This is a genomic window from Gemmatimonadota bacterium, from assembly GCA_016719105.1.
Classification (GTDB): domain Bacteria; phylum Gemmatimonadota; class Gemmatimonadetes; order Gemmatimonadales; family Gemmatimonadaceae; genus SCN-70-22.
In genome coordinates this window covers 42,764-55,204 of the sequence record JADKAQ010000004.1, presented here as the reverse complement: position 1 = coordinate 55,204, position 12,441 = coordinate 42,764, and the positions used below count along the sequence as shown (strand labels likewise).

Sequence of the window (12,441 nt, the reverse complement as noted above, 5' to 3'; positions counted from 1 at the left end):
CCTACAACGCCCCCCGCCGCTTGAGCAGGTTGTACTGCGCCACCACCGCCTCGGCGGCCCCCGCCGGGGGGACGTCGAGCACGAGCACCCCCCGCGAGCGCATGTCGGCCAGCGCGGCCTCACGCGACTGCAGCAGCTCCTCGGCTGCTGCCCGCTCGTAGGCGCCCTGCACCGTACCCGGGCGCGCCGTGGCCAGGGCGTCGAGCGCGGGGTCGCGCAGCGCCACGGCCAGCGGGACGTGCCGCGGCCTGAGCGACCCGACCTGCGCCACCAGTGCCTCGCTCGCGGTGCGGTCGATGACGTCGGTGAAGACGACGGTCAGCGCCCGCTTGCGGTTGCGCTGGGCCAGGAAGGCGAAGGCGGCCGGATAGTCCGGCTCGACCAGCGTCCCGCGCACCGTCGCCAGCGCGTCGAGGATCGCGCGCAGTGCCCGACGCCCGCGCGCCGGGGCGATGTACTGCTGCACGGTATCGGCAAAGACGAGCAGCCCCACGTTGTCGTCGTGGTCGACGGCGGCATGCGCCAGCTGCAACGCGGCTTCGATCACCGACTCGAGCCGAGCGCGCCCCTCGCTCTCGGCGGTCAGCATGCGCCCCGCGTCGATCGCGATGAGGACCTGCTGGCGGCGCTCGTCCTCGAACTGCCGCGCCATCGGCTTGCCGCGTCGCGCGGTCGCCTTCCAGTCGATGGTGCGGGTATCGTCGCCCGGGACCCACTCGCGCAACGACTCGAAGACGCGTCCCTCACCCAGTCGACGCACGTTGCGCAGCCCCGCCTCACGCCGGCGTTGCGACTGGGTCGGCAGCGCCCGCAGCGACGCACCGACCAACGTGGGAAAGACGGTGACCTGCCACGGGAGTGGCACGGTGAGCGCGCGCCAGGCCAGCCCCCACGGCGACAGCACGCGCAGGTGCAGCGTCCCGTCTCCCCCCTTGCCGCGCGCCAGCGGGCGCACGTCGTGGCGTTCGTACAGCGGCGCGTCAGGCGACAGCCGCAGCGCGCGCCGCCCACCTCCCGCGAACGAGAGGATCGGCGGGAGCTCCTCGACCACGAGCAGCTGCATCGGACGCGAGCGCCGGGATTGCCAGCGATACGACACGGGGAGCGAACGCCCCATCGAGAAGGCGGGCGGTGCGTCGCGCTGCACGGAGAAGTCGTCGGCGGTGACGCTCCAGGCGCGCCACGCATCGATGGCCAGCAACACGACCCAGGCGACGTCGAGGACGATGAGCAACGTCGCCGCACCGCTCCACAGCAGGGCGAGCGGGGCGACGAGCGCCAGGAGTGCGGCGCCGACGAACCAGCGGCGCGACGGGATGATCATGCCCGCGGCGCTTCGACCCGTTCGAAGAGCGACTCCACCGCGGCGTCGGGGGTGACCCCCTCCAGTTCGAGTTCGGGCGCCACCTGCACGCGGTGGCGCAGCACCGGCGGCGCGAGCGACTTCACGTCGTCGGGGACCACGTAGTCGCGCCCGTCCATGAGCGCCGAGGCCTGCGCCAGGAGGAGCAGCGCCACCGAGGCGCGCGGCGACGCGCCTAACGTCAGCGTCGGCGTCTCGCGCGTGGTGCGGACGAGGGCCGTGATGTAGGCGACGATCGACGGCTCCACCCGCACCTGCCGCACCGCCGCACGCAGCGCCTCGAGTCCGGCCGCATCCATCACTGGCTCGATCCCGAACGACGCGGGGGACGCCGCATCGAATCCGCCGAGCACGCGCCCAAGCATCCCCTGCTCCGCTTCGGACGACGGGTAGCGCAGCAGCACCTTCACGAGGAAGCGATCCAGCTCCGCCTCCGGGAGCGGATACGTCCCCTCGAACTCGATGGGGTTCTGCGTCGCGAAGACGGTGAAGCCGCTCGAAAGCAGTCGCGTGTCGCCATCCACCGTCACGGCGCGCTCCTGCATCGCCTCCAGCATGGCGGCCTGAGTCTTGGCCGGGGCGCGGTTGATCTCGTCGCCGAGAACCAGGTCGGCGAACAGCGGCCCGGGGCGGAACGCAAACTCCCCCTGTGCGCCGAGGAAGTTGACGCCGGTGATGTCCGACGGCATCAGGTCGGGGGTGAACTGGATGCGGCGGAACGACAGCCCTAACGATCGCGCCAGCGCGCGCACCAGGAGCGTCTTCGCCGTCCCCGGCGGCCCTTCGAGCAGGACGTGCCCGCGCGCCATCAGCGCCAGCATCGACTCGCGAATCGCATCGTGCTGCCCCAGCACGACGCGCTCGAGCTGCGCCAGGAGGCGTTGCGCCTCCTCGGCGTGGCGCTGCACTTCGGATGGCGTCAGGGGCGAAGGGATAGCCACAGGTCCTCCACGGCATTGGCGGCGTCGAGCACCGCAGTGTCTGGTTGCGAATCGTTGGCCAGCGCCACGAGACGCTCGGCGTTGGCACGTACCTTGGCGTTCGGTGCACGGGCGACGAGGGCGGTGAGCCACGCCCGCCAGTCGTCGCGCGCCGTGGCCCCTCCCGAGTGTGCAGCGAGACGGCGGTGCAGCCCACGCACCATCGCCCCCACCGCCTCCCGGTGCCCGCGCGCGGCACTCAGCGCGGTGGCGAGCGCCCGCACGTGCTCGAGCGGCGACCGTCGCTGGCGCACGATCGCGGCGCGGATGGGCCCGAATCGAATCCCACCCACCAGCAGCGCCAGGAGCCCCACGACGATCAGCTGCCAGGTCATCCACCCCAGCGGATGCCGCGCACTCCAATCGAGCGTCACGCGCATCATCGAACCGCCCGGGCCGAAGCCGTGGTGGTACTCGTCGAAGACCAGTCGGCCTCCGGCCCGCGGCAGCACCGCATCCAGCAGCAGCGGTGCAGTCGACGCCGAGCGGAGGGTGCGGTTGCGCAGGAGGGCGACGTCGGCGACGAGGGTGACCAGGTGGCGATGCGGGGCGACCGTCAGCTGCACAATCACGGGCGCCCCCCGGCGCGTGACGAGAAGCGTGTCGCTGGCGAGGATGGTAACGGCCGGGCACGGCTCACCATCGATCTCGTCCTCATCCTTCCCGGCGCTGTCTGGACGTGCAGAGAGCGAGGCATGGGTCCACGCCGCGCCGCTGTCGACGACCGCCCCAGGCGGCGCCACGCGCGACGAATCGAAGACGCTCGCCGTGATACCGACGCCGAAGCACTGCATCACGGACTCTGCCCCCTCGCCCGCGAGGATGAGGTCGGCCCCCGGGCGCTGCAGCGCCAAACGCACGACCTCCCCCCGTTCGGCGGCCGTGACGTCCTGCCCCGGGGACAACACCGCGAAGCGCAGCGGCCGCGCCGGTCGCGCCTTGCTGGTCCGCTCGGCGAAGCGCTGGGGACGTTCCCGCCAGCGTTCCACCGTCACCCCCAAACGTTCGGCAGCATCCGCGAGCGCGCGAACGCCCTGGCGTCCGGCCCCGAACGACGACGGCCGCATATCCGGATCGTCTCCCCCGCGCAGGCGGCTCCCGGTGGCGAAGGCGAGGACGATGAGGGCGGCCGCCGCGCCGAGCGCGATGACGACCTCAGTGCGCGCGCGCATATCGCTCGGCCACGGCGTCGGCGCGCCACCGGTCGTACGCGGCGCGGTCCAGCGGGACGCGGGCGAAGGCATGCGCGTACATCGCGCCCACCAGCGCTCGCAGCGCGAGCCGCCCCTCCTCGCTCAGCGTCGCGTCGCGCACATACTCGCTCGGCGTCCTGCTGGGGTGGAAACGCATCACCTGACGCGCATCCAGCTCGAGAACGAGGCGCAGGAAGTCCGCCTGCATGGCGGCCACGAAGTCGCCCGCCGCCGCCAGGCGCGCCGATTCCTGCGCGTACCAGGCGGCGTCGCGCGGGGCGCTCTGCGGACCCAGCACGTCGCGTTGCGCCCGACGGCTCCCCCCGCGCACCGTGCGCACCGCCACCCAGGCCGCGTGCGCGAGGATCACGACCAGCACCGCGACCAGCGCCCAGGTGAGCGCACGATACGCCTGCGGGTTGTCGCGTTGCAGCTGAGAGAGCCATTCGCCCACCGCCATCCAGAGGCGGCGCAGCGGGCCGAATGGATCCTCGCGCGTCTCCCATCGATACGCCGGAGCCGCGAAGACCGAATCGAGCGTGGCGCGCAGCGAGTCGGCGCGCGCGAGCGGTACTCCCTGGGCGAGCATCACCCCGGCGACTGCAGCGACGTCGCCAGCATCTCCAGGTCGAACCCTTCCTTCCGCACACGCAGGTCGTAGTACAGCACCGTCGTGAGGACGTAGAAGAACGGATACGCGAGGATCTGCAGCACCGACTGGATGATCATCGCGATCACCGACACCATGGTCGCGGTCATGTTCGCGTCGCTCGTCCCCACGGCGAGGGCGCCGAGGGCGATTCCCGGGATGATGATGAGCGTCACCGCGACCACCAGCGCCCCAAAGATCTTGAGCCGGAAGCCGCGGGTGAGCTCCCAGCTCCGCCCCATCGCCGCCGTCCCGCCGGGGATGTCCTCCAGCACCAACGCGGCGGGGGTGAGCAACAGGCCGCATGCGGCGATGATTCCGGGAATGATGAGGAAGACCATCCCGATCCCCATCAGCAGCGAGACGAGCAGCGACGTCCCGATCAAGCGCCCCATGTACGGCGTCGAGCGCAGGAACCCTTCGCTGGGTGAGAGCGTGCTCCCGAGGTAGGTCTCGGCCACCACGAAGGTCGACGCCGCGGTTCCCACCGCCCCGAGCACGAGGGCAAGGCCGAGCGAGAGCATCCAGAGCGACGGCTGCTGCACGAGCCCGCCAGCCGACTCCACGAAGACGCCGAGCGCGAGCGGGAGGGTCTGCGTGATGACGGAGATGAGGAGGAGCGGGGCGAACAGCTGTCGATAGATCCCGAACGAGGTATCGAGCACCTCGCCGAGCGACAGCGGACGCAGCACGGGGACTCGCACGACACTCCTCCTCTCAGCCACCTGGGTCAGCCCACACACCACGACATCCCGTCCTGCACAATTCTCACGTGCGCGCGCCGTCTTTGGAAGCGGCCCCCCTCGCCATAAGTTGCAGTCGACGATCCTGAGGGCGCCGTGGCGCCCGGCGACTCCCTTTCTCGCGCGCGAGCTGCTGACATGGCTGCCACCGCCGACTTTCGACAGCACCTCGAAGTCGAGACGCCGGAACACGTCGTCATCGACTACGAGATCGCGGGGCTGGGCAGCCGCGGGTTGGCGGCGATCATCGACACGCTGATCGTCTTCGCCCTCATGACGGCCAATCTCCTCGTCGCCATGAAGCTGTACTCGACCTTCAAGGTGGTCGTCGGAGCGTGGATCCCGCTGGCGCAGTTCGTCGTGGTCTGGGGCTACTTCACCCTGTTCGAGGGCTTTCGCGACGGGCAGACCCCGGGGAAGAAGTGGATGGGGCTCCGCGTCATTCGCGACACGGGTCACCCGATCACCGTGCGCGAAGCAGGGGCGCGCAACCTGCTCCGCATCGTCGACCTCCTCCCGCCGCCGTACCTGCTGGGGATTCTCTTCATCGCCTTCCATCCCAAGGGGAAGCGCATCGGGGACTTGGTCGCGGGGACGGTGGTGGTGCGCGACCGCCCCGCCGACGCGCCGGTGGCGCTGATCGAGGGCGAAGGTGACGCCGTCGCGACGGGGGCTCCGCAGCTCTCCGACGAGGACTTCCGCATCCTTCGCGAGTTTGTCGGACGCGCGCCGCAGCTCCCACCTGTCGTGCGCACCCGCCTGGCCACGCAGCTGGCGGCGCGTATCGCCGACCGGTACCCGACCCGCGACCCCGACCACGTGGCCTTCGTCACCGCCGCATGGCGCGACGAATCGGCTCGACGGCGCGGGCGCTTTGCCGCGCGTATTCCCCAACGTGCCACAGCAGGTGGCGAGGCGCCGCGCGGCGCTTCGGCGGTGATGGAGCGTGTGGTCGCCCGCAAGGGGGCCCGCTGGGATGCGTTCGGCGCGATGGCCAGCCGCGCGACGTCACAAGGCCTCGACACGCTGAGCGCCGACGAACTCCCCGATTTCGCCGCCCGCTATCGCGAAGTGGCGGCCGATCTGGCGCGTGCCCGCACGTACGGCGCCGACGCCCGCGTGCGCCTGCGCCTGGAGCGACTCGTGGCCGCCGGCCACAACCTGCTCTATCGCGATGACCGCAAGACATGGCATCGCATGTGGCGCTTCGTCGCCGTCGAGTGCCCGGCCGCGGTGGTCTCGGCGTGGCGCATCGTGCTCATCGCCTTCCTCGCCTTCACCCTCCCCGCCCTCGGCGGCTATGCGGCGCTGCGCGAACGCCCCGCACTGGCCGAGGAGGTCCTTCCCGCGGTGATGCTCGAGCGCGCCGAGGAGGGGAAGCGCGAGGTGGCGGCCGGTCGCGGCTACGCACAGGCACAGGCCGAGTCGCGCGCCGGGATCGCGTCGTACATCATGACCAACAACATGCGCGTTGCCTTTGCCTGCTTCGCCGGCGGCGTCGTGCTTGGCGTCGGCTCGCTGGTCTCGCTGGCCTTCAACGGGTTGCTGCTCGGCGCCATCTCGGCGCACTTCCAGAACGTGGGACTGCTCGCCTACCTGTGGACCTTCGTCGCCGGGCACGGTGTGCTGGAGCTGTTCGCCATCTGGTGCGCCGGTGCTGCGGGCTTTCTGCTGGGACTGGCGATCGTGCGGCCGGGCCCGTACTCGCGTCGCGATGCGCTGGTGCTCAACGCGCGCATCGCCATGCGCCTGGTGGGGACGTCGATCGTCCTCCTGCTCGTGGCGGGGACGATCGAGGGGTTTCTCTCCACGAGCGGGGCGGCGACGTGGATCAAGGTCACGGTCAGCGTGGCGAGCGCCGTACTCCTGACGCTCTACCTGGCCAACGGCGCGCGCTTTCGCGACGAAGTCGCGGCCATCGCGTAGCGCTGGCGCTATCCCCACCCTCCCGAGCCGTCGGGCTCGAGCACGCGCGTGGTGCCGATGGCGGCGATGAAGTCGTCGTCGTGCGAGATGACGACCAGCGCACCGTCGTAGGCGCGGAGCGCACGCTCCACCGCCTCCATTGAATCGAGGTCGAGGTGGTTGGTGGGCTCGTCGAGGAGCAGGAGCTGCGGCGCGTGTTCGGAGGAGAGCGCGCAGGCCAGGGCGGCGCGGATCGCCTCGCCCCCGCTCAAGACCGCCGCCGGGCGCAACGCCGCGTCGCCGCGAAACAGGAACGAGGCCAGGAGCTGCCGCGCCTGCGCCGGGTCGAGCGTCGCATTGGCCAGCAGAACGTTGTCGAGCAGCGAGCGATCCGGGGCGGGCCAGCGCACGTGCTGATCGAGTGTGGCCACCGCCCCCGCGTCGACGCCGAGTCGTCGTTCCCCGAGTTGCGGCGCCAGCGTCCCCGCCAGGAGGGCAAGCAGCGTCGTCTTGCCGCACCCGTTGGGGCCGCGAATGGCGATGCGCTCCGGCCCAACGATGGACAGCGAGAGCGCGCGGATGATGGGTGACGGTGTCCCGGCGTAGCCGTAGGAGACGTCATCGAGGTCGAGGACGCGGCGACGGGCGTGCAATCCCGACGGCGGGAGGGCGAAGGTGAGCATGGCGCGTTCTTCCACCCGTTCGCGGGCCGCGGCCAGGCGGGCGCGCCCTTCCTCGCGCACACGATCCTGCTGCGCCCCCACCCGCCCCGACGTGGCCTGGCTCGTCTCGCGCATGAGGTTGAGGAGCAGCTTGGACTGGTTGGCCGTCTCGCGATCGCGCTTTCCACGCGCCTCACGCCTGGCCTGACGCTCGCGCACCTCGCGCTCGTGCCGCTCCACCCGCTTGAGCTCGGCGCGCGCCGAGTCCAGCTCGCGCATCGCCGCCTCCTCCTCGGCGGCGCGCGCCTGTCGGTAGAAATCGTAGTTGCCACCGTAGTTCAGGGCACCACGAGGCGACAGTTCGACGATGCGATCGACGCGACGCAGGAGGGCCCGATCGTGCGACACCACCAGCACTCCACGTTCCCACGCGGCGATCACGTCGAGCAGTGCGTTGCGGCTGGCGACGTCGAGGTGGTTGGTGGGCTCGTCGAGGATGAGGTAGTCGGGGTCGCGCAGGAGGAGCCCGGCGAGCGCGAGGCGCGTGAACTCGCCGCCGCTCAACCCGGTGGTCCCTCGGTCGAGCGAGAGGTAGTCAAGCCCGACGCGCCCTAACGCGAGGGCGGCGCGTTCGCGCAGGTCCCAGCGGTCCGCCACGAGCTCGACGTCGTGCGGTGTCCCCGTCCCCGCCAGGAGCCGGTCGAGCGCGGCCAGCGGCTCGTCGATACCGAGCAGCGTCGCGACGCGCCCCTCGTCGTGCCGCGCGGCGGCCTGTGCGAGGTAGGCGACGCGTCCCTGCCTGACGATCGCACCGCTGGTGGGCTCCAACTCGCCCGCCAGAACGCGCGCGAGCGTGCTCTTCCCCGTCCCGTTGCGCCCGACGAGCGCGACGCGTTCCTCGCCGAATCCCAGCGTGAGGTCGGAGAACAACTCGCGCCCGGTCGGGAGCGTGTAGGTGAGCGCGTCGGTGGCGATGCGGAGCTGTGGCACGCGTTGAATATGCGGGCTTCTGTGTGCTGGTGCAGGAAGGTCAAAAGCATGACACGGGGGTTCACGGGGGGTTCACGGAGGGCACGGGGGAGTTCCCTCAAACGCAGTTACCTCCGTGTCCCCCGTGTAGCCTCCGTGAACCTCCGTGTCGAGCTTTTGTTGTTTTCGGTCGCCGTTGCTGCGATCAAGCCCAGGAATGACAAGCGGCGCCTCTCGGCGCCGCTTGCACTCCCTGCAACGTGTAACAGCTACGGCATGATCCCCGCCGCCGCCTTGGGCGTTGCGTACGCCCAGGGCTGCGCCGGCAGCTTGCGCTGACGCGGATAGACTTCATCCAGGTTGTTCGCGTCGTAGAGACGTCCGTTCATCATCACCATGCTGATGGTGTTGGAGTTCCGGATGTTCTGCAGCGGATCCTTGTCGAGCACGAGGAAGTCGGCCAGCTTGCCGGCTTCGAGCGAGCCGATGTCGTCGGCCAGGCCGATCGCCTCGGCACCGACGATCGTCGCCGAGCGCAGCGCGTCGTGCGTCGGCAGCCCGCCGCTCTGCAGGAGCCAGAGCTCCCAGTGCATCCCCAGCCCTTGCAGCTGGCCGTGCGACCCGACGCCGATGCGACCACCCGCCGCGACCGTCTTGGCGACGTCCTCGGCGTGCTGCCACATCGCGTACTCTTCCTTCACCGCGAAGCCGGCAGGGCCAGGGGCATTGCCCGCGCCACGACGGCGGATCTTGGTGTCGACGTCGACCGGATGCGTGAAGTAGCGGAGCTTCTTGTCGCCGAGCAGGTCCTCGCTCTGGTAGAACCACCCTTCGCCGAACGGACCGCCGTACTCCACGATCAGCGTCGGCGAGTTGGTCACCTGCGTCGCCTTGTACCACTCGAACACGTCGTTGTACTTCGGCGTGATCGGCAGCGTGTGCTCGATGCCGGGGTAGCCGTCGATCGCGTGCGTCATGTTCAGCTTCTGGTCCAACCCGCCCTCGGTCGTCGGCATGATGCCGAGTTCCTTCGCGGCCATGATGAGCCACTGCCGCTGCTGGCGGTTGCCGCTCATGTACATCTTGAGCGTCTTGGTGTCGTAGTACTTGGCGTAGCGCGACATGATCTGCTTGGCATGCTCGTAGTCGCGCACCGGCTCGCCGGCAAACACGCCAGGGCCGGTGGTGTAGATGCGGGGGCCGATCATCTCGCCCGTCGACACACGGTCTCCGTACGACATGAAGTCGGTCGTCGCCGTCTGCGGGTCGCGCGTCGTCGTCGTCCCGTAGGCCAGCGTCGCCAGGTACTGCCAGGTCTGCGTGTTGTGCACCTGCGGGGTGAGCCACTGCGGGTGATAGTGGGTGTCCACCATCCCCGGCATGATCACCTTCCCCGCTACATCGATCTCCTTCGTCCCGGCGGGGATCTGCACGCTGCCACGCGCGCCGATCGCCACGATGCGGTTGTCGCGCACGAGGATGTCGGCGTTCTCGATGATCTCCTTCCCCTTCATCGTGATCGCCTTGGCCCCGCGGAGGACGACGACGCCGCGCGGCGTGTCGCGCGTGGCACCGACCGCGATGCGGATCTCGTCAGGCTTGTAGCCCGGCTTGGGAGCGTTCTTCTTGGACGTATCGGCCTTGGCGATCGAATCGGCCCGGGCGATCGAGTCCTTCTTGGTGGTGTCGGCGCGCAGGCGCGCCTTGATCCGCGCATCGGCCTTGAGCGAATCCTCGACGACCTTGGCGCGGTCGAGGTCGTACGTCCACAGCGCGTTGCCTAACGCCCACATCACCTTGCGGCCGTCGGCGCTCCACGCCGGGAACTCACCACCGATCTCGTTGAGCTTCCTGACCGGAACCGACGCCATGGCCGGGGCCGCAACCGACACCGACGGCGCCGCGCTCCCGATCGTCGGGATCGTGACGACGTAGAAATCCATCCCCACCATCGCCAGCGCCTGGTCGCCCTTGGGGGCCATGATCACCAACCCGGCCGGGGGCGGGCCCGGAGGGGCCGGTTCGAGGTCGTGATCGTCGCCCCACACCGAGGCGCGAATCCCCGTCGTCGGGCGCGAGGCCCGGCCGCCGATCCACTGGCGCGACTCCTTCGCCTCCAGCCCCGCGTCGAGCGTTGCCGGAATCCCCATCGCCGGCGGCATCGGGCCGGTGACCTTGAGGTGCGACTTCATGTCAGTCCCGTCCCAGCGGAACGACACGAGTCCGTCACGTCCGCTGTAGGCAAAGATGCGGTCGGGGTTGCTCGTGAAGTGCGCGTTCCCCATCCCACCCGTCGGCATGATCGCCGTCGCGGCACCACCGGTGGACGGCACCCAGACGAACTCCGCCGCCGCCGGGCCAAAGAAGGCCGCACCGGCTTCCTGCATCTCGCGCTGCGCCGCACGCGTGGCGACGATGCGATCACCGTTAGGCGACCAGGACAGGTCGGCGTACAACGCGCCGTTCACCAGCGTCGTCGTCGTCCACCCCTTCTTGGGATCGTTGGTCGCGCGCACGATCGAGCCGCCCTGCGCGTCGTGCCAGGTGGCCCACGCCAGCGACTTGCCGTCGGGCGACCAGACCGGGCCGTACTCGCCCAGCTCCGACTTGCTCACGCGCTGCGGCGTTCCACTCGGCAGGTCGACCACGTAGACCTTGGCGAGTGCCGAGAAGGCGAGCTTCTTCCCGTCGGGCGAGGGGGAGATGTCGCGAATCTGCTTGGCCGTCATCGCCGCGGCAGTGTCGACGCGCCACTTGAAGGCGACTTCGGGGCCCATCTCGAGCTTGACCTCGGCCTCGAACGGGATCTTGGTCGGCGCCGTCTTGTCGACCGGGACGCGCCAGATCTCGCCGCCGTACGACACGACGATCGCCTTGGAGTCCGGGGTGAACGAGTAGCCCGGGTACGCATCCATCGGAGCACGCGACTCGGTCTCGTCGCGCTGCACCGGGAAGGCGAGCCAGTCTTCCTGCTGCGTCTCCAGGTTGCGGATGCGCAGCCCCGTCTTGGTCTCGAAGCGCGTGGCGTAGACCAGGTACTTCCCGTCGGGCGACAGCGCCGGCCGGAAGGCCGAGCCGAAACGCGTCGACATCTGCGAGGTGCGCCCGGTCTCCTTGTCCCAGGTGTACAGCTGGTACTGGGGGCCTAACGCGTTGTACTGCCAGTCGCCGGCGCGGACCGCGAACCACATGTAGCGCGGATCCTTGCCGAAGGCGGCGCCGAGCATCTTGAGCTGCGGCGGCGCGGCCGGCGTGGTGGTGAGCGCGAGCCCGCTCCCGCCGTCGACGTTGAACGTCCACAGCTTGGCCGTCCCGAAGAGCGACCCCGACTTGGACGCCACGATGTACTTGCCATCGGGGGCCCACTCAGGGGAGACGTACTGGGAGTTGTTCCCCTGCGTGAGCTGCGTCGTGTCCTTCCCGTCGAGCGAGACGATCCAGAGGTTCTCGCCACCGCTCTTGTCGGAGACGAAGACCACCTTCTTGCCGTCGGGGGAGTAACGCGGCTGCGCGTCGTAGGCCATCCCGCTCGTCAGGCGCGTGGCCTTGCCGCCGGCGATGGGGAGGGTGTACAGGTCGCCTAACAGGTCGAAGACGATCTGCTGCCCATCGGGGGAGACGTCGAGGGAGAGCCAGGTCCCCTTCGTCGTGGTGAAGGTGTGCGTGCGCGCCGTCTTGAGCGGCAGCGTCACCGCCGCCGCACCACCTGGTGCGCCACCGGGGGGACCACCCTGCGCGAGCAGGGCGGCGGAAGGAGCCGCCGCGGCGAGCGCGGCGAGGGACAGGACCATGCGTGGGTTCATCGAGCTCTCGCGGGTGGGCGTCGCGCCGGTCGCCGGGCTGAGCCAGGCGTGCAGAACACACAAGCATACGGGCCCGGAGGCCGATTGTGCCAGCGACCGCCGTCTCGTCGTCCGCCCCAGCCCCCTGCCGGTCCGGTATGGACTCCCCGTGGCGCCTCGCGCGAGACCGGGGCC

General features: G+C 70.2%; 8 protein-coding genes. 1 reads left to right on the top strand and 7 read right to left on the bottom strand.

Features of this window, described 5'->3' with window-relative positions; all coding sequences use genetic code 11:
- Position 1: 1 nt before the first annotated feature.
- From IPN47_08365 to IPN47_08345, 5 genes are all read right to left on the bottom strand, one after another.
- On the bottom strand, positions 2-1,324 hold the full coding sequence (locus IPN47_08365) for a DUF58 domain-containing protein (GenBank protein MBK9408046.1): 1,323 nt from the start codon (positions 1,322-1,324) through the stop codon (positions 2-4).
- Positions 1,321-2,184 carry a MoxR family ATPase gene (locus tag IPN47_08360; GenBank protein MBK9408045.1) on the bottom strand — a complete coding sequence of 288 codons (864 nt, stop codon included), beginning with the start codon at positions 2,182-2,184 and terminating at the stop codon, positions 1,321-1,323. The genes IPN47_08365 and IPN47_08360 overlap by 4 nt, the downstream gene beginning before the upstream one ends.
- A 98-nt stretch (positions 2,185-2,282) precedes the next feature.
- Entirely contained in the window at positions 2,283-3,515 is a 1,233-nt protein-coding gene (locus IPN47_08355) for a hypothetical protein (GenBank protein ID MBK9408044.1), read from the bottom strand.
- Complete coding sequence (locus tag IPN47_08350) at positions 3,499-4,128, bottom strand: DUF4129 domain-containing protein (GenBank protein MBK9408043.1); 630 nt, start codon at positions 4,126-4,128, stop codon at positions 3,499-3,501. The genes IPN47_08355 and IPN47_08350 overlap by 17 nt, the downstream gene beginning before the upstream one ends.
- Positions 4,125-4,889 carry a hypothetical protein gene (locus IPN47_08345; protein ID MBK9408042.1) on the bottom strand — a complete coding sequence of 255 codons (765 nt, stop codon included), beginning with the start codon at positions 4,887-4,889 and terminating at the stop codon, positions 4,125-4,127. The genes IPN47_08350 and IPN47_08345 overlap by 4 nt, the downstream gene beginning before the upstream one ends.
- Before the next feature lie 177 nt (positions 4,890-5,066).
- On the opposite strand from IPN47_08345, the gene IPN47_08340 reads away from it, so the two are divergent.
- Positions 5,067-6,854: a stage II sporulation protein M gene (locus IPN47_08340; GenBank protein MBK9408041.1), complete on the top strand. Its 1,788-nt coding sequence runs from the start codon at positions 5,067-5,069 to the stop codon at positions 6,852-6,854.
- Between the two features lie 8 nt (positions 6,855-6,862).
- On the opposite strand, the gene IPN47_08335 is transcribed toward IPN47_08340, so the two are convergent.
- Both IPN47_08335 and IPN47_08330 read right to left on the bottom strand, forming a co-directional pair.
- Positions 6,863-8,485, bottom strand: coding sequence for an ABC-F family ATP-binding cassette domain-containing protein (locus tag IPN47_08335; protein MBK9408040.1), 1,623 nt, complete (start codon positions 8,483-8,485; stop codon positions 6,863-6,865).
- A 248-nt stretch (positions 8,486-8,733) separates the two neighbouring features.
- Positions 8,734-12,255: a PD40 domain-containing protein gene (locus tag IPN47_08330; protein MBK9408039.1), complete on the bottom strand. Its 3,522-nt coding sequence runs from the start codon at positions 12,253-12,255 to the stop codon at positions 8,734-8,736.
- Between the last annotated feature and the right edge of the window lie 186 nt (positions 12,256-12,441).

Excerpts from the sequence above, each read along its gene's own strand:
- IPN47_08365 (MBK9408046.1), bottom strand. The coding sequence starts at position 1,324 with ATGATCATCCCGTCGCGCCGCTGGTTCGTCGGCGCCGCACTCCTGGCG.
- IPN47_08360 (MBK9408045.1), bottom strand. The coding sequence starts at position 2,184 with ATGCTGGCGCTGATGGCGCGCGGGCACGTCCTGCTCGAAGGGCCGCCG.
- IPN47_08355 (MBK9408044.1), bottom strand. The coding sequence starts at position 3,515 with ATGCGCGCGCGCACTGAGGTCGTCATCGCGCTCGGCGCGGCGGCCGCC.
- IPN47_08340 (MBK9408041.1), top strand. The coding sequence starts at position 5,067 with ATGGCTGCCACCGCCGACTTTCGACAGCACCTCGAAGTCGAGACGCCG.
- IPN47_08330 (MBK9408039.1), bottom strand. The coding sequence starts at position 12,255 with ATGGTCCTGTCCCTCGCCGCGCTCGCCGCGGCGGCTCCTTCCGCCGCC.